Source organism: Agromyces aureus (genome assembly GCF_001660485.1).
In the GTDB taxonomy this organism is placed as follows: Bacteria; Actinomycetota; Actinomycetes; order Actinomycetales; family Microbacteriaceae; genus Agromyces; species Agromyces aureus.
The window spans coordinates 3,814,179-3,838,318 of record NZ_CP013979.1 but is presented as its reverse complement, the minus strand read 5'-3'; the positions used below and the strand labels follow the sequence as shown (position 1 = coordinate 3,838,318).

22 protein-coding genes are annotated in these 24,140 nt (G+C 72.2%); 8 read left to right on the top strand and 14 right to left on the bottom strand.

What is annotated here, in order from left to right; genetic code table 11:
• Positions 1 to 88: 88 nt before the first annotated feature.
• From ATC03_RS17135 to ATC03_RS17115, 5 genes are read right to left on the bottom strand one after another with little or no spacing between them, the layout of a single operon-like run.
• A complete protein-coding gene (locus ATC03_RS17135) occupies positions 89 to 361 on the bottom strand; it encodes an MrpF/PhaF family protein (RefSeq protein ID WP_067879762.1) in 273 nt (90 codons plus the stop codon).
• A complete protein-coding gene (locus tag ATC03_RS17130) occupies positions 358 to 1,023 on the bottom strand; it encodes a Na+/H+ antiporter subunit E (protein WP_067879759.1) in 666 nt (221 codons plus the stop codon). Before ATC03_RS17130 ends, ATC03_RS17135 begins: the two co-directional genes overlap by 4 nt.
• Positions 1,020 to 2,600, bottom strand: a complete 1,581-nt coding sequence (locus ATC03_RS17125; RefSeq protein ID WP_067879756.1) for a Na+/H+ antiporter subunit D — start codon at positions 2,598 to 2,600, stop codon at positions 1,020 to 1,022. Before ATC03_RS17125 ends, ATC03_RS17130 begins: the two co-directional genes overlap by 4 nt.
• A complete protein-coding gene (locus ATC03_RS17120) occupies positions 2,597 to 3,127 on the bottom strand; it encodes an NADH-quinone oxidoreductase subunit K (RefSeq protein ID WP_067879753.1) in 531 nt (176 codons plus the stop codon). The genes ATC03_RS17125 and ATC03_RS17120 overlap by 4 nt, the downstream gene beginning before the upstream one ends.
• Positions 3,124 to 6,099 (bottom strand): Na+/H+ antiporter subunit A, encoded by a 2,976-nt coding sequence (locus ATC03_RS17115; RefSeq protein WP_067879750.1) that lies wholly within the window; start codon positions 6,097 to 6,099, stop codon positions 3,124 to 3,126. Before ATC03_RS17115 ends, ATC03_RS17120 begins: the two co-directional genes overlap by 4 nt.
• Before the next feature lie 137 nt (positions 6,100 to 6,236).
• Between ATC03_RS17115 and ATC03_RS17110 the strand changes: the two genes are divergently transcribed.
• Positions 6,237 to 7,133, top strand: coding sequence for a sulfurtransferase (locus tag ATC03_RS17110; RefSeq protein WP_084003586.1), 897 nt, complete (start codon positions 6,237 to 6,239; stop codon positions 7,131 to 7,133).
• Between the two features lie 18 nt (positions 7,134 to 7,151).
• On the opposite strand, the gene ATC03_RS17105 is transcribed toward ATC03_RS17110, so the two are convergent.
• Positions 7,152 to 8,048: a class I SAM-dependent methyltransferase gene (locus ATC03_RS17105; RefSeq protein WP_067879747.1), complete on the bottom strand. Its 897-nt coding sequence runs from the start codon at positions 8,046 to 8,048 to the stop codon at positions 7,152 to 7,154.
• 111 nt (positions 8,049 to 8,159) lie between these two features.
• Between ATC03_RS17105 and ATC03_RS17100 the strand changes: the two genes are divergently transcribed.
• Positions 8,160 to 9,110 carry an FKBP-type peptidyl-prolyl cis-trans isomerase gene (locus ATC03_RS17100; RefSeq protein WP_067879744.1) on the top strand — a complete coding sequence of 317 codons (951 nt, stop codon included), beginning with the start codon at positions 8,160 to 8,162 and terminating at the stop codon, positions 9,108 to 9,110.
• A gap of 108 nt (positions 9,111 to 9,218) precedes the next feature.
• Here ATC03_RS17100 and ATC03_RS17095 read toward each other — a convergent pair whose 3' ends face one another.
• The 5 genes from ATC03_RS17095 to ATC03_RS17075 form a co-directional block, all read right to left on the bottom strand.
• On the bottom strand, positions 9,219 to 9,890 hold the full coding sequence (locus tag ATC03_RS17095; RefSeq protein ID WP_084003584.1) for an ECF transporter S component: 672 nt from the start codon (positions 9,888 to 9,890) through the stop codon (positions 9,219 to 9,221).
• A 3-nt stretch (positions 9,891 to 9,893) separates the two neighbouring features.
• A complete protein-coding gene (locus ATC03_RS17090) occupies positions 9,894 to 10,763 on the bottom strand; it encodes a siderophore-interacting protein (RefSeq protein ID WP_067879739.1) in 870 nt (289 codons plus the stop codon).
• A 63-nt stretch (positions 10,764 to 10,826) separates the two neighbouring features.
• The gene (locus ATC03_RS17085) at positions 10,827 to 11,831 is read right to left on the bottom strand and encodes an energy-coupling factor transporter transmembrane component T family protein (RefSeq protein WP_084003583.1); all 1,005 of its coding nucleotides are present in this window, start codon (positions 11,829 to 11,831) and stop codon (positions 10,827 to 10,829) included.
• Complete coding sequence (locus ATC03_RS17080; protein ID WP_227820148.1) at positions 11,828 to 13,576, bottom strand: ABC transporter ATP-binding protein; 1,749 nt, start codon at positions 13,574 to 13,576, stop codon at positions 11,828 to 11,830. Before ATC03_RS17080 ends, ATC03_RS17085 begins: the two co-directional genes overlap by 4 nt.
• 145 nt (positions 13,577 to 13,721) lie before the next feature.
• On the bottom strand, positions 13,722 to 15,119 hold the full coding sequence (locus tag ATC03_RS17075; RefSeq protein WP_152030999.1) for a glycosyltransferase: 1,398 nt from the start codon (positions 15,117 to 15,119) through the stop codon (positions 13,722 to 13,724).
• Positions 15,120 to 15,349: 230 nt separating this feature from the next.
• Here ATC03_RS17075 and ATC03_RS17070 point away from each other — a divergent pair, with 230 nt between their 5' ends.
• Positions 15,350 to 15,766 (top strand): hypothetical protein, encoded by a 417-nt coding sequence (locus ATC03_RS17070; RefSeq protein ID WP_067879733.1) that lies wholly within the window; start codon positions 15,350 to 15,352, stop codon positions 15,764 to 15,766.
• A 133-nt stretch (positions 15,767 to 15,899) separates the two neighbouring features.
• Here ATC03_RS17070 and ATC03_RS17065 read toward each other — a convergent pair whose 3' ends face one another.
• Positions 15,900 to 16,958 (bottom strand): LLM class flavin-dependent oxidoreductase, encoded by a 1,059-nt coding sequence (locus ATC03_RS17065; protein WP_067879730.1) that lies wholly within the window; start codon positions 16,956 to 16,958, stop codon positions 15,900 to 15,902.
• 227 nt (positions 16,959 to 17,185) lie between these two features.
• On the opposite strand from ATC03_RS17065, the gene ATC03_RS17060 reads away from it, so the two are divergent.
• From ATC03_RS17060 to ATC03_RS17050, 3 genes are all read left to right on the top strand, one after another.
• Positions 17,186 to 18,709 (top strand): FAD-binding oxidoreductase, encoded by a 1,524-nt coding sequence (locus ATC03_RS17060; RefSeq protein WP_227820147.1) that lies wholly within the window; start codon positions 17,186 to 17,188, stop codon positions 18,707 to 18,709.
• Between the two features lie 201 nt (positions 18,710 to 18,910).
• Positions 18,911 to 20,254 (top strand): DUF4407 domain-containing protein, encoded by a 1,344-nt coding sequence (locus ATC03_RS17055; protein WP_067879727.1) that lies wholly within the window; start codon positions 18,911 to 18,913, stop codon positions 20,252 to 20,254.
• A gap of 149 nt (positions 20,255 to 20,403) precedes the next feature.
• A complete protein-coding gene (locus ATC03_RS17050) occupies positions 20,404 to 21,582 on the top strand; it encodes a baeRF3 domain-containing protein (protein ID WP_067879724.1) in 1,179 nt (392 codons plus the stop codon).
• Positions 21,583 to 21,597: 15 nt separating this feature from the next.
• Here ATC03_RS17050 and ATC03_RS17045 read toward each other — a convergent pair whose 3' ends face one another.
• Positions 21,598 to 21,987, bottom strand: a complete 390-nt coding sequence (locus ATC03_RS17045; protein WP_067879721.1) for a hypothetical protein — start codon at positions 21,985 to 21,987, stop codon at positions 21,598 to 21,600.
• 144 nt (positions 21,988 to 22,131) lie between these two features.
• Between ATC03_RS17045 and ATC03_RS17040 the strand changes: the two genes are divergently transcribed.
• Positions 22,132 to 23,133: a TIGR03560 family F420-dependent LLM class oxidoreductase gene (locus ATC03_RS17040; RefSeq protein WP_067879718.1), complete on the top strand. Its 1,002-nt coding sequence runs from the start codon at positions 22,132 to 22,134 to the stop codon at positions 23,131 to 23,133.
• A gap of 94 nt (positions 23,134 to 23,227) precedes the next feature.
• On the opposite strand, the gene ATC03_RS17035 is transcribed toward ATC03_RS17040, so the two are convergent.
• Positions 23,228 to 23,503 carry a glutaredoxin family protein gene (locus tag ATC03_RS17035; RefSeq protein WP_067879715.1) on the bottom strand — a complete coding sequence of 92 codons (276 nt, stop codon included), beginning with the start codon at positions 23,501 to 23,503 and terminating at the stop codon, positions 23,228 to 23,230.
• Between the two features lie 208 nt (positions 23,504 to 23,711).
• Between ATC03_RS17035 and ATC03_RS17030 the strand changes: the two genes are divergently transcribed.
• Positions 23,712 to 24,140, top strand: coding sequence for a YdeI/OmpD-associated family protein (locus ATC03_RS17030; RefSeq protein WP_067882496.1), 429 nt, complete (start codon positions 23,712 to 23,714; stop codon positions 24,138 to 24,140).

Below are 24,140 nucleotides of genomic sequence, written 5' to 3'. Positions count from 1 at the left end.
GGGCGGGTCGTGGGGGCGATCTCGGCGGCGCTCATCGCGGACCTCCGGCGTGAGCAGGGCGGGTCGTGGGGGGCGATCTCGGCGGCGCTCATGAGGCGTCCTGCTTTCCCATGTAGCGCGCGATGGAGATCGAGCCGACGACGGCGAACATCGCGAGCACGAGCAGCACCACGAGCGTGTCGGTGTGCTTGTTGACGGCCATCTCGGCACCGAGCGCGCAGATCGCGATCGCGAGCAGCACGTCGGTGGCGAGGGCGCGGTCGAGGATCGACGGGCCCTTGATGATGCGCACCACCGCGGTGATCGCGCCGATGCCGAACATGATGCCCGCGACGATGCTCGCGAGCGTGAGGAAACTCATCTCTCCTCCTTCGAACGGGTGTCCTTCTCGACGACGGTGTTCGAGCGGATGTCGCCGGTCGCCGCGGCCCGGGCCTGCGCCCGGCGCTCCCGGCGTGCGGCGCGCACGGATGCGGCCTGCGCGTGCGTGCCGATCGCGAGCACGATGCGCTCCTCGGTGCCGAGCACTTCGCGGTGGGTGCGCTCGAGGTCGGCGGCGGTGCGCGTGCCGAGGGCGTGCAGGTAGAGCAGGCCGCGCTCGCGGTCGATGTCGACGACGACCGTGCCGGGCACGACCGAGATGGCCTCGGCGGTGAGGGTGGTCACCAGGTCGGAGCGGGTGAGCAACTGCACGGCGATGATCGCGTTCATCGGCTTCCACCAGGGGTTGATCGAGAACCACGCGACCTGGAGTGAGGCGACGACCACGTCGAACATCATGCGGAGTCCGAGCAGCAGGCCGCGCCACGGGTTGAACCGTCCGCTGAGCAGCACGGGCGGCAGGTAGAGGGTGCGGGTCACGAGCACCGCGAGCACGATGCCCGACACGATCGTGAGCAGGTCGATGTGATCCCACAGGAAGCACCAGAGCGCGACGAGCGCGACGAGCAGCGGCAGTTGGCGCCACACGCTCCACCACCGGTTGACCGTGGGGACCGAATCCGTCGACGTGCCGGTCGTCATTGCACACCTCCCGGGAACACGATCGAGACGTAGACCGACGGGTCGATGAGATTCTCGGCCGCGCGGTCGGCCAGCCCGAAGATGGGGCCTGCGAACACCGTCAGCAGCACCGTGACGACCACGAGCACGGTCGTCGCGGCCACCATGAGTCGCGGCGTGGTCTTCGTCGCGGTGACCGTGGCGCCCTCGGGGGCCTCTTGCACCGATCCGAGCAGCACCGACTCGTAGCCGTCGAGCTCGTCGCGTCCGCGCCAGAACGCCATGTTCCAGAACCGCGTCAGGGCGTACAGCGTGATGAGCGAGGTGATCGCGCCGGCGGCGATCACGACCCACACGAGCCAGGCCGTGCCGGGGTCGGCCGCGGCCTGCTCGCCGCCCGCGAGGAACAGGCCGGTCTTGCCGAGGAATCCCGAGAACGGCGGGATGCCGCCGAGGTTCAGCGCCGGGATGAAGAACAGGATCGCGAGGAACGGCGAGGCCTTCAGCAGGCCCGCGAGCCGGTTGATCGAGGTCGCCCCGCCGATGCGTTCGATGAGTCCGGTCGTGAGGAACAGCGTCGTCTGCACCGTGATGTGGTGCACCACGTAGTAGATCGTGGCGGCCATGCCGAGCTGGGTGCCGAGCGCGATGCCGAAGATCATGTAGCCGATGTGGCTCACGAGCGTGAACGAGAGCAGTCGCTTGATGTCGGCCTGCGTGAGCGCACCCAGGATGCCGATGACCATCGTGAGCCCGCCGATGACCATGAGCAGCAACGAGAGGTCCTGCTCCGAGAAGATCACGGTCTCGGTGCGGATGATCGCGTAGACGCCGACCTTCGTGAGCAGGCCCGCGAACACCGCCGTGACCGGCGCGGGCGCGGTCGGGTACGAGTCGGGCAGCCAGAACGACAGCGGGAACACGGCCGCCTTGATGCCGAAGGCGATGAGCAGCAGCAGGTGCAGGATGAGCTGCACGTTGTCGGGCAGCTCCGCGATGCGCACCGAGAGCTGCGCGATGTTGGCCGTGCCCGTGGCGCCGTAGATGAGCGCGATCGCACTGAGGAAGAAGAGCGACGACACGAGGCTCACGATGATGTACGTGACACCCGCGCGGATGCGCTCGCCCGTGCCGCCGAGCGTGAGCAGCACGTAGCTCGCCGAGAGCAGGATCTCGAACCCCACGTAGAGGTTGAACAGGTCGCCCGCGATGAACGCGTTGAACACGCCCGCCGAGAGGATCAGGTAGCTCGGGTGGAAGATCGAGACCGGGGTCTCGCGGTGGCGGTCGGCCACGCCCTGCCCGACCGCGTACACGAGCACCACGAGCAGCACGATCGCCGACACGAGCAGCATGATCGCCGAGAGCCGGTCGACGACGAGCACGATGCCGAAGGGCGCCGGCCAGGCTCCGACGTTCACCGCGATCGGCTCGCCCGCGTCGACCACGGCGAGCAGCACCGAGGCGATGACCACGACGGCGGCGAGGACGGCCGTGCTGACCAGCATCTGCGCGCGACGGTGACGCCCGAGGATCAGGGCGGAAGCCGCGCCCAGCAGGGGCAGCAGCACCACGAGGGGCACGAGCGCGGCGGTCATCGGTCGGCCTCCCGATCGGTGCGGTCGTCGCGTCCGGCTTCGGCGCGGTCACGGGCGGATGCCTCGAACTCGAGGTCCTCGTCGGGCTCCTCGTCGCTGGCCTCGATGAGCTCCTGGATCGCCGCGTCGTCGGCGGCGGAGATGCGGATGAGGTCGGCCGTCTCTTCGGCGTCGTGCAGGTCCTCCTCCTCGTCGTCGATGAGGTCGCCCTTGGCGCCGAGCTGGGCCAGCCACCACGAGCGGTAGATGAGGGCGAGCATGAAGGCCGTGATGCCGAGGTTGATCACGATCGCGGTGAGCACGAACGCCTGCGGCAGCGGGTCGGAGATCTCGTCGGGGTCGACGCCCTCGCCGAGGATGGGGGCCAGCCCGGGCGCGCCGCTCATGAGGTAGATGAGCACGTTGACGGCGTTGCCGACGAGCAGGAACCCGATGAGCACGCGAGTGAGGCTGCGTTCGAGCATGATCGAGATGCCGGCGCCGAACATCACGGCCATGAGCACCACGAGGGTGAGTGAGCCGGTCATGCGCGGGCCCCCTCGGTCGGAGCGGGCTCGGGGTCGTCGACGTCCTCGTCGGCGTGCTCCTGCTGCCGGTCGACCTCGCCGCCGAGCGAGCGGAGGATGTCGAGCACGAGCCCGACGACGACGAGGTACACGCCGATGTCGAAGAGCGTCGAGGTGCCGATCGAGATCGTGCCGAGCACCGGCACCTCGGTCTCGAACCAGGCCGACTCGAGCGGCACGCCGCTGAAGAACAGCGAGGCGGTCGCGGTGCCGGCGGCGAGCAGCAGGCCCGTGCCGAGCAGGCGCCCCGCATCGACGGGCGCGGCCTCGCCGAGTTCGTAGCGCCCACCGGCGAGGTAGCGCGCCACGAGCGCGAGGCCGGCGAGGAGGCCGCCCGCGAACCCGCCGCCCGGCGCGTTGTGGCCGACGAAGAGGAGGAACACCGAGACGACGATCGCGGGGTGGAAGAGCAGGCGCACGAGCACCTCGATGAGGATCGAGCGGTTGCGCGGGGAGATCTTGCGGCCCGCGAGCAGCCACGTCTGCCTGGTCGAGGCGGCCTCGGCCGCGGCATCCGTCTCGCCGTCGGTGTTCTCGAGGCTCGTGCGAGGGGCGCGGATGCTCGACGCGGGTTCGGGCAGCGGGCGCATGCGGTCGCGCCGATCGAGGCCCAGGTCGCCGTCGTCGAGGCGGGGCGCCCCGCCCGTGCGGCCCGAGACGAAGATGAGGCTCGCGACGCCCGTCGCGACCGCCACGAGCACCGAGATCTCGCCGAGGGTGTCCCACGCGCGGATGTCGACGAGCATCACGTTCACGATGTTCTTGCCGTGGGCCTCGAGCGCGAGTGCCGGCAGGCCGCCCGCGATGGTCGGCTCGATGCGGGCGCCGAGCGCGACGAGTCCGATCACGCCCATCACGATGCCCGCCAGACCGCCGATGACGCCGCGTGCGAGCTTGTGCACCGGAGGGTTGCGCTGGGCGATCTGCTTGGGCAGCCGGCGCAGCACGAGCACGAACACGACGATGACGATGGTCTCGACGAGCGCCTGCGTGAGGGCGAGGTCGGGGGCGCCCGACATGCCGAACAGCAGCACGAGCCCGTAGCCGGTGACGCTCACGAGCAGCACCGCGGCCATGCGCTGGCGGACCATGACGGCCGCGATCGCCGCGACGCACATCACGAACGCGATGAACGGCTGCGAGGTGAAGTCCCAGAGGCGGATCTCGGCCGGCCAGTCGGAGTTCAGGATCGTCGCCGTGCCGAGGCCGCCGATGAACACCGCGATGATGATCGTGAGGTAACCGGGCAGGCCGCGCGACTGGATCGCGGTCGTCACGGCCGCGGCCGTGCGGTCGACCACCGACACGATTCCGAGGTAGCCGCGGCTCGAGTCGACCATGGGCACGACGGCCGCCTGCAGGCGAGCGACCTCGCGACGACCCCACACGAGCAGCCCGCCGACGGCGAAGATGCCGAGCGAGATGAACAGCGCGGGCTCGAAGCCGTGCCACAGGGCGAGGTGCGTGTCCTGTGCGCCCGGCAGTTCGTCGGCGTAGGCCGTGAGCAGGGGCTCGATGAACCCGATCGCGAACGCGGCGACGAGGCTGCCGACGGCGAGCACCGCCGGGGCGATCGAGATCGCGGCGCCCGGCGCGTGCAACGGCGTCGGTGTCACGTCGGGCTTCGTCGAGAAGGCGCCCCAGAGGAAGCGCGCGGTGTAGGCGAAGGTCAGCACCGAGCCCGCGACCACGCCGACCAGCGCGATCCACGCCCAGGTCGCGACCGAGCCGCCCTCGGCGGTCGCGTCGATGAAGGCGGTGAGCACGCCCTCCTTCGCCACGAACCCGAGCAGGGGAGGAATGCCGGCCATCGACGCGGCGGCGAGGGTCGCGATCACGGTGACCACCGGCATCCGTCGCCCGAGGCCCGACAGCTTGCGCCAGTCGCGCGTGCCGGCCGAGTGGTCGATGATGCCGACCGTGAGGAACAGGGTCGCCTTGAACATGGCGTGCGCGAGCAGCAGGGCGATGCCCGCGAGGGCCGCGTCGCGCGTGCCGAAGCCCGTGACGATCACGAGGAAGCCGAGCTGGCTCACGGTGCCGTAGGCCAGCAGCAGCTTGAGGTCGTACTGACGCAGGGCGCGCCAGCCGCCGACGAGCATCGTGAGCACGCCGAGCGCGATGACGATCGGATGCCACACCTCGAGGTCGGCGTACCCGGGCGCCAGGCGGGCCACGAGGTAGACACCCGCCTTGACCATCGCCGCCGCGTGCAGGTAGGCGCTGACCGGGGTCGGGGCCGCCATCGCCGCCGGGAGCCAGAAGTGGAACGGCACGAGCGCGCTCTTCGAGATCGCGCCCACGAGCACGAGGGCGATGCCCCACTCGGCCGCAGCGCCCGTGACGGGGTGCGCGATGAGCTCGGAGAGCGACGTCGTGCCGCCCTCGACGGCGAGCAGCACGAGCCCGACGAGCATCGCGAGGCCGCCGAACGTCGTGACCGTGAGCGCCTGCAGCGCCGCACCACGGCTCTCTTTGCGGCCCGTGTAGTGGCCGATGAGGAGGTACGAGAGCACGCTCGTGGCCTCCCAGAACGTGAACAGCACGAACACGTCGTCGGAGGTGACGAGGCCCAGCATGACGCCCGCGAAGGCGAGCAGCAGCGCGGCGAAGCGGCCGAGCGCGGGCTCGTCGTCGGCGAAGTACCAGGTGCAGTAGAGCAGCACGAGCGCGCCGATGCCCGTGACCACGAGCGAGAGGATCAGCGCGAGCGCGTCCATGCGGAAGCTCAGCGCGATGTCGAGCTCGGGGATCCACGAGACCGACTCGACCACGGGCGTGCCCGCGAGCACGCCCGGCAGCCAGGTCAGCAGCACGACGAAGATCGCGGCCGGAACCAGGGCGATGAGCGGGAAGACCCGTCGGCCGAGGCGCTTCGTGAGCCACGGTGTGAGAACCGAGGCCGCCGCGAAGATCGCGAGGCTGGTGATCATCCACCCTCCTCGTGCGTCAGCTTCAGTAACAGTCCGTCCGGACAGTTTACCGGGGGCGAGGGCGCGGTCCGCCCCGCATCGCGAAGACATGACCGGCGAGGGATGCCGCGGGAAGCCGGATGGCGCAGGATGGACGGATGCCGATCCTCATCACCGTCGACGAACTCGCCTCGCGTCTGGCTGCGCGCCCCGACGCGCGCCCCGCCGCGCACCCCGACTCGCGCGTCGACGCGGCCGCGACCGATGCGCGCACGGTCGTGCTGGACGTGCGCTGGACCCTCGCGCAGCCCGACGGAAGCGGGGCATACCGGGCCGGGCATATTCCGGGAGCCGTGTACGTCGACCTCGACACCGAGCTGGCCGACCACGACGTGGTCGGCGCCGGCCGCCACCCGCTCCCCTCCGAATCGACGCTCACGGCGGCCATGCGCCGCTGGGGTCTGCGCGACGGCGACACCGTGGTCGTGGTCGACGACCTCGGCAACCAGTCGGCCGCGCGCGCGTGGTGGCTGCTGCGGTACGCCGGCTTCGCCGACGTTCGCCTGCTCGACGGGGCGCTCGGCGCCTGGCGCGCGGCGGGGCATCCGCTCGACACCGACGACGTCGTGCCCGAACCCGGCGATGCGACCGCCCGCTACGGCGGCATGCCGGTGCTCGACATCGATCAGGCCGCCGCACTCCCGGGCCACGGCGTGCTGCTCGACGTGCGCGCGGCCGAGCGCTACCGCGGCGAGGTCGAGCCCGTCGACCCCCGGGCGGGACACATCCCGGGCGCGCGCTCGGCGCCGACCGCGACCACGCTCGACGCCGACGGGCGGTTCCTGCCGGCCGAGGTGCTGCGTGCGCAGTACGCCGAGCTCGGCGCGGTGCCGGGCGCCGACGTCGCGACCTACTGCGGATCCGGCGTCACGGGAGCGCACGCGGTCGCCGCGCTCGCGATCGCCGGCGTCGACGCCGCACTCTTCCCCGGATCCTGGAGCCAGTGGTCGAATGACGCCTCGCGGCCCGCGGCGACGGGCGGCGAACCGGGCTGACACCGCGGGCGCGAGGCGTCAGCGCGGCGGGTTCGCGTTCGCGTTCGCGTTCGCGTTCGAGTTCGCGTTCGCGGGCGCCGAGGCCGGCACGTGCCCCACGCCGATGAGCGTCGAGACGTCGACTCGGGTGATCTTGCGCTCGGCCAGGATCTCGTGGAACCGAGCGGCGACGGCGTCGCGCGCCTCGTCGTCGAGGTCGGCGATGAGGCGCGCCCGCGACATGCCGACGACGAGCTTCCAGGCCAGATCGTCGTCGAGGTCGAGGTGCCGCGGCACGAGTTCGCTCCGGGTGTGCTCCAGGCCCAGCGCGCCCAGCCACTGGCCGAGCGCGCCCGGCGTCTCGGGCAGCTCGGGCCGTGACCGGTCACGGTAGTCGGCGACCGCCGCGGCTCCGATGTCTCCGCCCTCGGACTCGACGGCGTCGCACAGCGCCTTCGTGAACTCGCGCAGGGCGGTCGGCGCCCAGAGGGTCACGGCGAACCGCCCGCCCGGCTTGGCGCGTTCGACGAGACGCTGCGCACCGGCATCCGCATCGGGGAAGAAGAACACCCCGAGCACGCACTGCACGAGGTCGTACCCGGTCGGCTCCCACTCGAGCACGTCGGCGGCGTGCAGGCGCAACTGCGGCAGCTGGCCCGCCTCACGTTCGACCCGTTCGCGCGCGAGCTCGATCATCGTCTCCGACAGGTCGACCGCATCGACGACCCCCGTCGGCCCCACGAGCTCGGCCGTGGCCAGTGCCGAGGCGCCGTTGCCGCAGCACGCGTCGAGCACGAGTTCGCCGAACTGCGGTGCGGATCGCAGCACGGTCGCCATCGAGATCGGATCCCACACCACCGGATCGAGCTCCGTGAACGCCGAGGCATGCTCGACGAAATGCCGGACGGTACCCCGAACGTCAGACTGTTCCCCCATGTGCCCATTCTGCTGCTGATCGGCTCGGATGTCTGGAATTCAGGCAATCGAAAGCCCGAACGTGCAGACTGGACTCTTCCGCCTTTCCGATCGAATCGAGAAGACCCCCTCATGAATCGTGCCCTGCGCCGTGCCGCGCCCGCCGCGCTCGCCACAGCAGCCGCCGTCCTGCTCCTCGCCGGATGCGCCGGCAGCGCCGACCCGAAGGCGACCGACACCCCGTCCGCCGCCGACTGCATGGACCTCCCGTCCGGCGCCCTGAGCGACGGCGTCAAGGTCGAGGGCGACTTCGGCGCCGTGCCGACCGTCACCTTCGACACCCCGCTCGAAGCCGAGGAGCTGCAGCGCACGATCGCGATCGAGGGCGACGGCGACGTCACCGCGACCGGCGACAGCGTGAACGCCGTCGTCAGCGCGTTCGCCGGCAACTCGGGAACCCAGCTCTTCTCGCAGCCCGCCACCATCGAGGCCGGCGGCGAGGGCGTCTACGAGGCGTTCCTCGCGGGCATCGACTGCGTGCCCACGGGGTCGCGCACCGTCACCGTCGCTCCCGCATCGGCCCTCTACGACGGCGCCGGCAACGAGAACGTCGGACTCGCCGCGGGCGAGAGCGTCGTCATCGTCGTCGACGTGCAGGAGCCGCTCGAGGCCAAGGAGTGGACCGAGAACGTGCCCGAGGTGAAGTTCGGCGCCGAGGGCGAGGCCCCCACGGTCACGCTGCCCGACACCGCGCCGCCGACCGACTACCAGCTCAAGGTGCTCGAAGAGGGCGACGGCGACGTCGTCGCCACCGGTGACACCGTGACCCTCAACTACCAGGGCACCAGCTGGGACACCGGCGAGGTCTTCGACCAGAGCTACGGCGGCGACCCCGCGCAGTTCTCCACCGACCAGGTGATCCAGGGCTTCGGTGCTGCGCTCGTCGGCCAGAAGGTCGGCACGAAGCTCATCGTGTCGATCCCGCCCGTCTACGCGTACGGCACCGACCCGGCCGCGGCCGACCTCGGCGGGCAGACGCTCGTGTTCCTGGTCGAGATCCTCGACACGAAGCCGGCGGCGTAGCAACCCGCCATCCGTCAGCCGGCATCCGGCATGCGAACGGGCCGCAGCGATCACTCGCTGCGGCCCGTTCCGCGTCTGCGGCCGACTCCCCGGCAGGTGGCGGATGTCTCAGGCGGCCGGTGCGGGAGACGCCGGCGCACCGGCATCCGCCTGCGCCGCGGCATCCGTCGCCCTGATGCGCCGAACCGGGCGCTGCAGGCCGCGTGCGACGCCCGTGCGTTCGAGGCGGCGGGCGATGAGCAGGCCGAGCCACACGCCGGCGAGGTTCGACAGCACCGACAGCGTCGGGTAGGCGATCTGCGCCCAGAGCGGGAACGTGTCGACGCCGAGGAACGGCATCGAGTAGAGCGCGTACGGGAGCGCGAAAGCGCCGGCGCCGACGTAGAAGATCCACGGGCGGAACGACCGGTAGAGGCCGAGCGCGAGCGGGATCTCGACCATCGCGCCGATCATGAGGCACGTGAGGATCGCCGACGGGCCCTGCGGCGTGAGCACCGCGTTGATGAGACCAGCGATGAGCGAGGTGAGCAGGCCGACGCCGGGCTGGCGCAGCAGCGCGAGCGCGATGACGAACGGGACGCTCCAGATGCCGGCGAACGCCGCATACAGCAGCGGGATCGCGGGCGCGACCGTGGTCGAGAGCACGAACGCCGGGATGAGTACGAGGCCCGCGGCGGCGCCGATCGCGGCGCAGGTCAGCAGCAGCCGAGTGGGCGTCTTCATGCGGGTCGGCCTGGTCGGGCGGGTCGGGCGGGTCGACGGCGTCGTGTTCGCGGGCACGGCTCAGGCTCCGATCAGCTGGGAGGTCTCGACCGCGGGCGCGCCCTTCGGCAGGCGCCAGTACCCGCAGAAGCTCACGTCGGTCTTCGCCCAGCCGCGCTCGTTCACGAGCAGACGACGGATGCCGGTGGCGAGCCCCGATTCGCCGACCGCGTAGGCGTGGGCCACGACGTCGGCGGGCAGTTCGAGCGTGGCCGCCGCTGCGTACGCGCCCGCACCCGGGCGGTCGTCATGGTCGCGCACGACCCAGTGCACGACGACGTTCGCCGGGGTCGGGAAGGCCTGCGCATCGTCGGCGTGCGGGATCTCGACGATCGCGACGCCGCTCGCGTCGACGGGCAGCGAGGCGCAGATGCCGGCGACCGCGGGCAGGCCGGTCTCGTCGGCGACGAGCAGGAACCACGCGGCCGTCTCGGGGGCGTCGAAGCCGTAGCCCTCGTCGAGGATGCCGACGCGGTCGCCGGCCTTGCACGAGTCGGCCCACGACGCCGCGACGCCCTCGAGCCCGCCCGTCTCGGGGCTCTCGTGCAGCACGAAGTCGATGTCGAGCTCGGCGCCGCGCTCGGCCGTCGCCGGGCGGAACTCGCGCACGGTGTAGTTGCGCATCACCGGCCGGACGGCTTTCGGCGTGCGCAGCAGCTGCGCGTAGCCGAGGTAGCCGTCGCGATCGGGCAGTCGCACCTCGTCGGCGCCCTCGGGCGGAAGGAACAGGCGGAACCACTGGTCGAACCCGCGCGGCGTGAACCGGTCGATCTCGCCGCCGCCCACGGTGATGCGCGCGAACGACGGGCTCACGCGCGTCGTCGCGAGCACCTCGAGCTCGATCGGGGTGGTGCGCTCGGTCTTCACCTGGCGGCTATGCGTCTTGGCCATCGGGGAACCTCTCGGATTCGGGGGTCGTGGGAGTGCGGGTGGTCTGAGGGGGTGGCAGGGCGGTCACAGTCCGACCTCCGTGCGGTCGGCGGTGACGCCGCCGAGTCCGGCCTGCAGCGCCCACCAGTAGATGGCGGCCGAGACCACCCAGAACGCGAGCACGAAGACCGTGTCGCGCACGCGCCAAAGGCTGATGGTGCGCTCGGTGCGCGTCGGGTGGGCTCCGAACGCGCGGGCGTCCATCGCGAGGGCGACGCGCTCGGCATGGCGGATGGCGCTCGCGAGCAGCGGGATCGCCGTGCCGATCGTGCGGCGGACGGCCGCGATCGGCCCGCGACCGGCATCCGTTCCCCGCACGCGATGCGCGGCGCGGATGACCTCGAGCTCGTGCCCGAAGCGCGGCACGAACCGCAGCGCCGCGAGGGCCGTGTAGCCGATGCGGTAGGGCACGCGCAGGTTCTGAACGAGCGCGCGCACGAGCTCGGGCCCGCTCGTGGTCAGTCCCGCGATGAGCGAGAGCATGAGCAGCGCGGCGATGCGCAGCGCGGTCGCGAGGCCCACGAGGTACGCCGCGAGCGTGAAGCTCCAGTCGCCGATCGAGAAGAGGACGACGGATGCCGCGGCGCCCCCGCCGGGGATGCGATCCGGGTCGACCCACAGCCCGAAGCTGACCCCCAGCACGAGGATCACGACCGGCACGCCGAGCAGCAGCACCGCCAGCGCACGGCCCGACAGCCGGGCGCCGATCACGAGCAGCGCGAGGGCCAGCACGATGAATGCGATCGGGATCGCGAGGCCGCGCGTGAAGATCAGCGCGAGCATCACGGGCAGCGGCGCCGCGAACTTCGCGAGCGGGTTGAGGTGGTGCAGGAAGCGGATGCCGGGGGCCGGCGCCTGCTCGGCGTACGGGTCGATGACGCGGTGAGCGGGCACTGCGGGCTGGGGCTGAGGCGCGGCGGGCACCACGCCCGTGGTCGTGTCGGAGGGTGCCGGTGCGTTCGGGGGTGCCGCCGCGTGCGGCGCCTGCGCGGGCGCCTCGGGCGTCAGGTCGGGCGTGACGGCGCTCATGCGGCGGCCTGCCGGGCAACGGGCAGCTGCGACATCCGGGTCACCGCATGCCATTCGGGGTGCGACGCGAGGCCGCGGGTCGCTCGAGCGAGGGGCGGATGCCGCAGCCCGGCCGCCTCGATCAGCGGACCCGCGAGCACCTCGGCCGTCGTACCCACGCCGAGCAGTCGGCCGTCGCGCATGACCGCGACGTGCGTGGCGTGGTCGGCGACGAGCTGCAGGTCGTGCGTGACGACGAGCACGGTCGTGCCCTCGGCGTTGAGCCCGCTGAGGATGTCGAGCAGCTCGGAGGCGCGGGCGCGATCCTGTCCGAAGGTCGGCTCGTCGAGCGCGAGCACCGGCGCGCCGGCGACGAGCGCGGTGCCCACCGAGAGGCGGCGCTTCTGCCCGCCCGAGAGCAGGAACGGGTGCCGGTCGCGATGCTCGGTCAGGTCGAAGCGGGCGAGCATGCGGTCGACCTCTGCGCGGCGGGTCTCGTCATCGGCCCCCTGCACGCGCAGCCCGAGCTCGAGCTCCTCGGCCACGGTGTGCGCGACGAACTGGTGCTCGGGGTTCTGGAACACGAAGCCGATCTGTCGTGCGCGGGTGCGCGCGTCGGCCCGAGACGGGTCGATGCCGAGCACGTCGACGCTGCCCTTCGGCGAGGCGATGACGCCCGCGATGGCCTGCAGCAGCGTGGTCTTGCCCGCGCCGTTCGTGCCGACGATCGCGAGGAAGTCGCCGGATGCCACGTCGAGGTCGACCCCGTCGACGACGACCGGTCCTCGGCGACCGCCGCGTCGCACCGAGCAGTCGCGCACGGTGATGGCGGGGGAGGCGTCGGAGGAGGCTGAGGCGGCGTCAGCGGTTGCGGCGTCGGGCGGACCGTCGAGGCGCGGCGACGGCAGCACGTCGACGGCGTCGAGCGCGGCGGCGAGCTCGGACGGGCTGAGCGGCAGCGGGTCGAGCACGACCCCGGCGTCCCGCAGGTGCAGCGCCGCGAGCGTCGACACGGGCAGCCACACGCCGAGCCGGAGGAGCTGCTCGGTGCGGTTCTGCAGGACGTCGCGCGCGGGGCCGTCGATCACGAGTCGGCCGTCGGCGTCGAGCACGATCACCCGGTCGACGATGTCGACGGCGGCGTCGAGGTTGTGCTCGACGAGCACGATGGCGTGGTCGCGCTCGCTCGCGAGATCGCGGAGCACCGCGTAGACCTCGTCGATGCCGGCCGGGTCGAGGTTCGCGGTCGGCTCGTCGAGCACGAGCACGGGGGCGGCGAGGGCCAGCGCGCAGGCGATCGCGAGGCGCTGGCGGCCTCCGCCCGAGAGCACGTCGGGGTTGTCGGTGCGGCGCTCCCAGAGTCCGACGAGCTTGAGTGCGCGTTCGGCGCGTTCGAGCACCTCGCCGGCCGCCAGGAGCTGGTTCTCGGGGCCGAAGCAGACCTCGTCGAGCAGCGTGCCGGTCACGACCTGCGCGTCGGGGTCCTGGAAGACCATGGCGACGTGCTCGCTGAGCTCCGCGACGGTGTGCTCGGCGCTGTCGAGGCCGGCGACGCGCACCGTGCCGTCGAGCGTGGCGGGCACGGCGTGCGGGATGAGCCCGTCGAGCGCGAGCGCGAGCGTCGACTTGCCGCACCCGGATGGCCCGAGCAGCAGCACGACCTCGCCCGGACGCACCTCGAACGAGACCTCGGCCGGTGTCGCACGCGCCGACTCGTCGTGGCGGATGCTCACGGCATCGAGGCTGATGAGGGGTGCGGCGGTCACGTGGGTCCCGAGGGTCGGCCGCAGCATGGCCGGAGCGGCAGGTGGAGGGGGCTCGCCGAGCGATCGGCTTAGGACAGCCTAACCTTTGGTGTCGGATGCCGCGACACCCCGTCGTGCGGACCGGCCGGCCGGTGGCCGCTCGGCGTTACTCGGTCGGCGTGCCCGCCGGCCTCCGCGATGCGTGCGCGAGCACGGCCGCCTCGAGCTCGGCCTCGATGAGGTCGAACGTGTCGTACCCGGCGATCGCGTCGGCCAGGGCCTGCGCGCGGTCCGTGAATCCGCGGTCGGCGAGAACACGGTCGACGGCCTTGCGCACGGCGTCCGCCGTCGGCGTGCCCGTGCGGAGGTTCACCCCGGCGCCCGACCACTCGACGCGCATCGACACCTCGGGCTTGTCCTCGGTGTCGCCCGCGGCGACGATCGGCACGCCATGGCTCAGCGCGAACTGGGTACCGCCGTACCCGGCGTTCGTGACGAACACATCGGTCTTCGGCATGAGCAGGTCGTAGGGCAGGAACTCAGCGGCGCGCGCGTTGGCCGGCAGCTCGCCGAGCTCGGCCACCGGGCGCCCGCCGGTCGAGACGACCACGAGCACGTTCCGGTCGGCGAGGGCGTCCACGGTCGGGCGGATGAGCCGGTCGAGGTCTTGGTTGTCGATCGTGCCCTGCGTCACGTGCACGACGGGGCGGGCGCCGTCGAGCTCGGGCCACCACTCGGGCAGCGGGCCCGTCGCCGGAGCCGGCGGCAGCACGGTGCCGACGAAGCGCACGGTCGGCGTGAGGTCGCGGCGCGGCGGCTCGAAGTCGGCGGGGCCGAGTTGCAGGAACCGCTCGTGCAGTCGGGACAGGTCGAGCACGAACGACGGCAGGCTCGGGCGTCCGAGCGAATGCATCACGTCGTTCGCGAGCTTCTGGGTCGCGCGGAACACGACGCGCTGCACGAGCACGTTCAGCACCCGGTTGCGAACCCGGCCGGCCGCACCGGGCGCGGGCAGGAGCCCGAGGCCGTAGGGCGCGACATCCACGCTGGACTGGCTGAACGGGAGCACGCCGACGGCGATCACCGGCGGCTGCGTGCCGCCCGAGCGCCGCCCGTCGAGCAGCAGTGGCAGCACGCCCGCGAACGCCGCCTCGACGACGATCGCGTCGGGCGAGACCTCGTCGATCGCGGCCTCGACCGCGGCGAACTGGTCGGGCACGGTCTTCACGAAGATCGTCTGCACGTCGTACTGCAACTTGGCGATGCCCCGGTACCGGTCGCGGTCGGGCAGCTGCCGCTGCATCTCGCGGTCGTCGTAGTCGGCGAGGCCGCCGAGTGCGCGGTGGGTCGCGCCGACCGCCTCGACCGCATCGCGGAAGCGCGAACCGGTCAGCACGGTGACGCGGTGGCCGCGCGACACGAGGTCGCCGGCGATGGCCACGATCGGGGCGACGTGTCCCTGGATCGGGTTGGAGCAGAGCAGGTAGTTCGACATGCGGATCTCTTCGACGGAGGCGGCGAACCGGGCGGACGCACCGGCCGCATGCCGCTGAACACGCGGCACGAGGGGCGACGCTAGCCACGTGCGGATGCCGCTCGCCACCGATTTCCCACGATCTCGGTGCTGGCACCCGGGCGAATCAGGGCAGGCACTGAGAAACCGTGCGCGTGGCCGGCATCGGAGGCCCGCATCCGTGGCCGACCGACGCCGCCCGCGTCCGGGAATGCGACGCCGATCTGCGGTGTTGTACCAATGTCCGGGTGCGGAAGACCCCGCGCCGGAGGGAGGACAACGTGGGAATCAGTTACGTCGAGTTCGAAGACGAAGCCGGGGTCCTGCGTCGCTACCGCAAGCACGCGAACGGCCGTGGCCTCGTCTCGACGACGGCGAAGGTCGACCCGAGCGCCTTCGTCGACCCGACGGCGTACGTCGACCCCGGAGCCGAGGTGCAGCGCGGAGCGCGCATCGAGCACGGCGGATGGGTCGAGGCCGGAGCGATCGTCGCCGAGCGTGCGGTCGTGGGCGTGAGCGCCCGCGTCGGACAGCGCGCGGTCGTCGGTCGCAGTGCCGTCGTGGGCCCCTTCGCCCAGGTCGGCAAGGAGGCCAGGGTGCAGAACGCGGCCAGGGTTCCTCGCGAGTACGTCGTCGAGGCCGGATCCGAGTACGGCGCCACCGGCGACGACCTGCGGCGCCTCGGCCTCGCGGCCTGAGCACGCTCACCCCGCAGTCAGGCTCACCCCGCCGTAAACAGAACGCCCGCACGACTCACGTCGTGCGGGCGTCGTCACGTGCGCGGGCGCACATGCCGATCGAGACGCCGCCCTCCTCGACCGGCGGGCGCGGCTACTCGATCGGCGGCAGCACCTGCTCGGCCAGCAGCGCGAGGGTCTGCTCGCGGCCGGGTGCGGCATCCGTCGCCTCGGTCGCGTACGAGCCCGCGATGGGCGAGATCATGATCTCGTCGATGCCGTGGCGGGTCGCGAGGGTGCGCAGTTCGGATGCCGCGGCCACCGGGTCGCCGATGATCCAGCGTCGCTCCATGCCGGCGATGACCTGGTCGACCGCCGAGTCGGCAGCCGCCGACTGCGCCTCCTCGACGGTCTCGAGCTCGCGCATCGGGCGGCCGGAGTGCAGGCGGGCCATGGCGCGCAGCTGCGGCAGGGCCCGGGCGCGGGCCTCGTCGAGCGTCGGGGCGACCGACGCGTTCGCCGTGAGGAACGTCTGGGGCGTCGGGTGCGCCTCGCTCGGCTGGTACTCGGTGCGGTACAGCTCGAGCGCGCGTTCGAGGCCCTCGCCCGAGAAGTGGTTGGCGAACACGTAGGGCAGCCCCAGCGAGGCGGCGAGCTTCGCCGAGTAGTCGCTCGACCCGAGCAGCCACACGAGCGGAACCCCGGCCGCCGCGGGCGTCGCCGTGATCGCGTACTCGCGTCCGCTCGTGAGGCGCAGCGTCGCGCCGTCGGGCGAGACGAGGCTCAGGATGTCGGCGATGTGATCGGGGAACCGGTCGACGTCGGCCGTCGGGCCCGAGATGCGCAGCAGCTGCGTGATGACGGGGTCGCTGCCCGGCGCACGGCCGAGGCCGAGGTCGATGCGGCCCGGTGCGATGGCCTCGAGCGCGGCGAACTGCTCGGCGACGACGAACGGCGCGTGGTTCGGCAGCATGACGCCGCCGGACCCGACGCGAATGCGCTCGGTCTGCGCGACGGTCGCGGCGATGAGCACGGGCGGCGTCGTCGAGGCGACCGAGCGCATGTTGTGGTGCTCGGCGAACCAGTAGCGGGTGTAGCCCAGGCGGTCGGCGAGCTTCGCGAGACCGACGGATGCCGCGACGGCCCCCGCACTGGTCTGGCCGCTCCGCACGGGAACGAGATCGAGCACGGACAGGCGCAGGGTTTCAGACATCGCCTGGTTCAACGAGCGGGTGAGCCTCGGTATTCCGGATGCCGCGGCATCCGGTGCGCCTCGGGATAACCCTGAGGAGATCGCAGGGGTTCCACTGGCGCGCGCCGCCGCCCGTCGCCGTTGTATGGGGTCTTGCGTTCGTGCGTGCCGATGGGAAGTCCCGCGGCCGTCCGCCTCACCGAGTGGGGCCAGGGCCCGCGGCGCGACCCCATCGAAAGGAACCACCAGTGAACACCCCCGTGTCCGGCGCCGCCTCGCGCGCCTCGGTGCCAGCGGAATCCGTCTCGTCGCTCGTCGACGTGTCGGGTCCGTCTTCCGCGCCGATCACCCCCGTCGTCGACCTCGCGTCGGCCCGCATCCGCCACGAGCTCTCGGGGCTCGCCGCCCGGCTCGACGGTCGCCTGAGCCTGCCCGGCGACCCCGGCTGGGACGCCGATCGGCTCGCCTGGAACCTCGCGGTCGACCAGCGCCCCGCCGCGGTCGTCGTGGCCGCGAGCACGTCCGACGCCGTCGAGACCGTGCGTGCCGCCGCGGCCGCCGGGCTCGGCGTCGCCGCCCAGTCCACCGGCCACAATGCCGCCCCGCTCGCCGCGCAGGCGGACTTCTCCGAGGTCGTGCTGCTGCGCATGCACGAGTTGCGCGACGTCGAGATCGACGTCGAGGCGCGTGTCGCGCGCATCGAACCCGGTGCGCAGTGGGGCGACGTGGTCGCCGCCGCGGCCCCGTACGGCCTGGCCGCGCTCGCCGGATCGTCGCACGACGTCGGCGTCATGGGCTACACCCTCGGCGGCGGCGTGAGCTGGCTCGCCCGCTCGCACGGGCTCGCCGCGAACCAGGTGCTCGCGGCCGAGATCGTGACCGCCGACGGCGTGCTGCGCCGGGTCGACGACGAGCACGACGCCGACCTGTTCTGGGCGATCCGCGGCGGCGGCGGCGACTTCGGCGTGGTGACCGCGCTCGAGTTCCGCCTCTTCCCGATCACCGAGGTCGTCGCGGGCATGATGCTCTGGCCGCTGGATGCCGCGGAGGACGTGCTGCAGACGTGGGCCGCCTGGACCGGCGGACTGCCCGACAGCGTCACCTCGACCGCACGCGTGCTGCGCCTGCCGCCGCTGCCCGAGCTGCCGCCGTTCCTCTCCGGACGTTCGCTCGTGATCGTCGAGGCCGTCTGCCAGGAGAGCCCCGAGCGCGCCGACGAACTGCTCGCGCCGCTCCGCGCGCTCTCGCCCGAGATCGACACCGTGCACCCGCAGCCGGTCGCCGACCTGCTGGCGCTGCACATGGACCCGCCGGAGCCGACGCCCGGGTACGGCGACGGCATGATGCTCTCCGAGCTCGCGCCCGCGACCGTGCGCGCGTTCCTCGACGCGGTCGGCCCCGGCGCCGACACCGCGCTGCTCGTGGCCGAGCTCCGCCACCTCGGCGGCGCGCTCGACCCCGATGCCGCGCTCGCCCTCACCGAGGAGCACGACGTGCCCGCCCCGGGTGTCGTCTCGGGCTTCGACGCGCAGTACCTCGTCTTCGCGACCGGCATCCCGATGCCGGGCATCGGCGACGGGCTTGTGGCCTCGCTCGGGCGGCTGTTCTCGCGCATCGAGCCGTGGCGCGCGCCGGTGGAGTACCTGAACTTCGCCGAGCACGCCCGGTCGGCCGAGCAGCTCTGGGGTGAGCGCGTGCACCGCCTGCGCGCGGTCAAGCTCGCGGTCGACCCCGCCGGATTGATCCGCTCGAACCACCCCGTGCGCCGCTGAGCGCATCCGTTCTGCGCGTCTCGAGCACGAGCACGCTGGTTGAGGAGCGCCGACGCGGAGCGGCGACGCGTCTCGAAACCACGTCGGGTTCGTCAGGGTCGGTTGGGGGGATTCCCCCAGTGACGCGCATCGCCCCGGGGAGTAACGTGTCGAGCCGGACGGGCCGGGGTGGACCGATCCGGGATACGGATCGGGGGCAGGATGAGCCGGCTCGGTGACAGACTCGCGACCTTCGGCGGGGCCCGACCCGACGTGCTCGACCTGGCACCCGGCCAGCGGCAGCGGTACCTCGCGATGGGCCTCGTGCTCATCGCGACGGCGGCCGTCTCGGCGGCCGCGGCCTCGTTCGCGCTCGCGATGGCCCTCACCGCGCCCATCTGGGTCGCCGTGCTCGTCGGCTTCTGCTGGGGCCTCGTGATCCTCGCGATCGATCGCATGCTCGTCGTCGGCATGCCCCGACAGCCCAAGGCCTCGGCGAACCTGCTGCTCGCGCTGCCGCGCGTGGCGCTCGCGCTCGTGATCGGCGTGGTCGTCGCGACCCCGCTCACCCTCCAGGTGTTCGAGCGCGAGATCGCCGCCGAGACCGAGGTCATGGTGCTCGAGGCGAAGCAGGCGTTCGAGGAACAGCTCGCCGCCGACCCCCGCTACGCCGAGATCCCGGCGCTGACCGAGAGCGTCGCGGCGCAGCGCGCGCTCCTCGCCGACGGCGGGCGGGCCGCGCTGGCCGGCGACGCCGACTACGTCGCCGCGCAGGCCGCGACCGCGGCGGCGCAGGCGGCCTACGACGAGGCGAACCGCGTCTGGCTCGCCGAGCTCGACGGCACCGGGGGCACCGGCATCGTCGGCGACGGTCCCATCACGCAGTCGAAGAAGCTCGATCGCGACGGCAAGCTCGCGGCCCTCGACGCCGCGAAGGCGGCAGAGGCCGAGGCGAAGGCCCAGGCCGAGGCGCGCATCGAGACCGGCTCGGTCGCGGCGATCGCGCAGGCCGAGCAGACCCTCGCGGCCGACAGCGCCGACCTCGAGCGCCTGACCGCGGCACGCGACCTCGAGGCGGCCCGATACGACGCGGCCGCCGATCAGAGCACCGGCATGCTCGCCCGCCTCGACGCGTTGTGGCGCATCGGCGAGCGCAACGGCGTGCTCGGGTTCGCGCACCTCATGATCGCCCTGCTGTTCGTGTGCATCGAGCTCATGCCCGTGCTCACCAAGACCCTGCAGAACCTGATGGCCCCGACCGCGTACGACGAGGTCGCCCGGATCACCGATGACACGATCGTCGCCGCCGAGCGCGAGCGCGCGGGCGAACGGCTGCGCGCCGCGCGCGACGAATCGGCGCCGAGGCTCGACGTCGCCGAGTACCGGGCCGGGCTCCGCCGCGAATCGGGCCGGCGCGTCGCCGACGCGTTCGTCGCCAAGCAGGAGGAGGCCGAACTCGCCGCCGTCGACGAGTGGGCCGAGCAGCGTGCGCCGTTCATCGCGGCACGCGCCGTGCGCGAGTGGGAGCGCGAGTCCGACGGGGCTCCGGTCACGACGGCGCCGTGACCCGGCCGCGCCGTGACCCGGCGGCGCCGACCATGCTCTGCCGAACCGGCTGAGCGTTCCCTGCTTGGGGGTGTCGCGCGCCCCCGCCACCTCCATAGGCTGGGGGTCTGCGACGTCGTCGTCGCATCGTTCCACGGGGGAGGAAACGCATGACGGTACATCACGAACTGCCCACCGGCGCCGATTTCGCAGCACTGGCCGGCCCGCACCATCCGGCCATCACGATCTACGCGTCGACCTCGCCGGTGGTGAACGAACGCGAACGGGCCGAGGTCTCGGTCAAGAGCGCGTTCGATCACGCGATCGACCAGGTCAAGCAGGGTGGCGCTCCGACATCCGAACTCGATGCACTCCGCCGCGAACGCGACGGCGTGCTGGGCGACTTCGTCCTCTGGGGCGGGCTCTCACGTTCGCTCGCGATCTTCGTCGCACCCGGATTCACCGAGGTGTTCGTGCTGCCGAACCGACTCGACGATGCCTGGCACGTCGGCTCGCACTTCACGCTCGGGCAGTTGCTGCGCGCGCCCAGCCAGGACCAGGAGGCCTTCGCGCTGACACTCTCGTCGAACGAGTGGGCGCTGTGGCACGCCACGCCCACCGCCCGGGCGTCGCATCTCGAGACCGACCCGTCGCACCCGGCGAACCTCGATGCGGCGACCAACCGCGAACCCAATGAGCACAGCCCGCGAGGCGGCCAGCACGGCGACCGCGGCGAGGTCGGCGACGAGCGCGGCAAGAAGCTGCTCGACATCTACGCCAAGCGCATCGCCGACGCGACCAAGCACGAACTCGCCGCCATCGACCCCGACGGCCGGGTGCCGCTGTTCGTCTTCGCGGCCGAACCGCTGCTGAGCGCGTTCCTCGATCGCTCGCGCAACGGCCGCCGCACCGTCGGCGTGGCCGGTTCGCCCGACCGCCTCGGCGCCTCGGAGATCGACGCCGCCCTGCGCGAGCAGCTCTCGCGCCTCAACGTCGCCGAGGCCGCCGAGGCGCTCGACACGCTCGCCGAGGGCACTGCGGGCCGGGTCGAACGCGACCTCGCGGCCATCGCGCGCCTCGCGGCCGACGGTGCGGTCGAGACGCTCTGGTTCGACTTCACGACCTCGGTCAACGGCACGCTCGATCGGGAGACCGGGGCCGTCGAGTTCGCGAGTGGCAACGGCACGGGCGACGCGCTCGCCGACGGAACCCCCGCCGGCGACCTGCTGCCGCAGTTGGCGATGCTCGTGATCGCGAAGGGTGGCAAGGTCGTCACCGTGCGCGGCGACGACCTCGGCGAGGGCTGGAAGGAACCCGCCGTGGCCGAACTGCGGTTCGCGCTGGCCTGAGCGCGGCGCCGCCGGTCAGAATCCGGTGACGGATGCCGCGGCGGGCTGCCGCGCGGCATCCGCCACCCGGTCGCCGAACCGGTCGAACTCGACCACCGGGATGGCGAACGGCTCGCGCCACGAGAAGCGCACCACGATCTCGGTCGCCCGGTCGTCTTCGATGATCGCCTCCACGCCGGTATCGACGAGCACGCGTCCGCGGCCCTTCGGCGCGCGCTCGCGCAGCTCGAGCCAGAGGCTCTCGGGGTGCGGCACGACGCCCGGGTTCGTCGAGACCAGGGAGAGCTCCCACCCCGCGGAGGGGCAGAGGCCGAAGCCCGTGACGCGGATCACGCGTCCGGACGAGCTCGTGAAGGCGGTCGCGGTGAAGTCCTCGGCGGAGAATTCGCAGTGAAGGTCGCTCATCCCGCGCACGTTACGCATGCCTCGGCGGCTCGGCATCAGGGACAGCGCTGAGACGCGGAATGTCCGAGGGCGCCGCGCCGCGGCATCCGCCCAACCCTGTCAAGCCCGCCGTCCGCGACGCGGGCCGCCCATAGGCTGGCTCGCATGCGTTTCGGAATGTTCATCCCTCAGGGCTGGCGCCACGACCTGGTCGACATCGACCCGGCCGAGCACTGGCAGACCATGCACGACCTCGCCGCGTACGCCGACGCGCCCGACTCCGGATGGGAGTCGATCTGGGTGTACGACCACTTCCACACCGTGCCCGTGCCGAGCGAGACCGAGGCGACACACGAGGCGTGGACCCTCATGGCCGCGTTCGCGGCGTCGACCTCGCGCGTGCGCCTCGGGCAGATGTGCACGTGCGTGGCCTATCGCAACCCCGCCTACCTCGCGAAGGTCGCCGCGACGGTCGACCTCATCTCGGGCGGACGCACCGAGATGGGCATCGGTGCCGGATGGTACGAGCACGAGTGGCTGGCCTACGGCTACGGATTCCCCGACGCCCCGACCAGGCTCCGGATGCTGCGCGAGGGCGTCGAGGTCATGCACCAGGCCTGGACCACCGGGCGCGCGACCCTCGACGGCGAGTTCTGGCAGATCACCGACGCCGTGGTGCAGCCGCAGCCCCTGCAGCCCGGCGGCATCCCGATGTGGATCGCGGGCGGCGGCGAGAAGGTCACCCTGAAGATCGCCGCGAAGTACGCGAGCTACACGAACTTCAACGGCGGCCGCGAGGTGTTCAGCGAGAAGAGCGAGATCCTGCGCGGGCACGCTGAGCGGCTCGGCCGTGATTTCGACTCGATCACCCGGTCGTCGAACTTCAACACCGTCGTCGGCACGGACGCCGCCGACGTCGAGCGACGCCTGGCCGAGATCGAGGCGCGAGTCGCCCCGTACCTCGGGCCTGCCGGCACCGAGCGTTATCTCGCCGCGTTCCACGCCGCCGACGCGCTCGTGGGCACCCCGCGCGAGATCGTCGCCAAGCTCGAGGAGCGCCGTGAGCGGGGTCTCGGCTACGCGATCCACTACTTCCCTGGCATCGCCTACGACCGCAGCGGGCTCGACCTGTTCGCGTCCGAAGTGATCCCGGCGCTCGCCGACTAGTCCGGCTCGCGGCAGGATGCAGAACGGCCCCGGAGCGTCGATGCTCCGGGGCCGTTCGTCGTCTCGGTGTTCGGGCTCCGCGAAGACGCCGGGGCTAGGCGGCGATGGCCTCGTCGAGCTTCGCGGCGAGCTCGGCGTCGGTCGGCTCGGTGAAGTGGGTGCCGTCGGGGAACACGACCACGGGGATCTGCGTGCGGCCCGAGATGGCCTTCGCGCGGTCGGCGCCGTCGAGCTCGACCTCGAGGTCGACGTAGTCGTAGTCGACGCCGCGGCCGTCGAGCAGGGCCTTCGAGCGGCGGCAGTCGATGCACCACTCGGCTCCGTACATCGTGATGCGGGCAGGGTTCAGGTCTGAAGCGGGGGAGGTCATACAGAGAATCTACGTTCCGAGGCTGAGCGGTATTCCCAGCATCGGATGTCGCGGCTCGGGTGCGGCGGTCACGATGACGGATGCCGCGGGGCGTGCGCCACGGCTGCCCGGGCTCGCGTGACGCGACCGTGGGCGGTGTTCCGGCGCAGACGATGATGGATGTCGCAATGGGGTGCGGCGGATGCGCGGGCGGTGGCAGACTCGCCGCATGCGATTCGAGACGACGATGACCCAGGCGGGCAACAACACGGGCATCGAGGTGCCGGCCGAGGTGATCGAGGCGCTCGGCGCCGGGCGGAAGCCACCGGTCGTCGTGACGGTCAACGGCTACGAGTACCGCAGCACGGTCGCCGTGATGGACGGGCGGTACATGATCTCGTTCAGCTCCGACAAGCGCGCGGCGACCGGAATCCAGGGCGGCGACGCGATCGTGGTCGACCTCGAGGTCGACCAGGCCCCACGAACCGTCGAGGTGCCCGCAGACCTCGGAGCGGCCCTCGCGACGGCCGGAGCCCGCGACGGGTTCGACGCGCTGTCGCCGAGCGCGCGCAAGGCGCACGTGGTGAACGTCGAATCGGCGAAGACGCCCGAGACGCGGCAACGCCGCATCGACGCCATCATCGCCAAGCTCGACTGA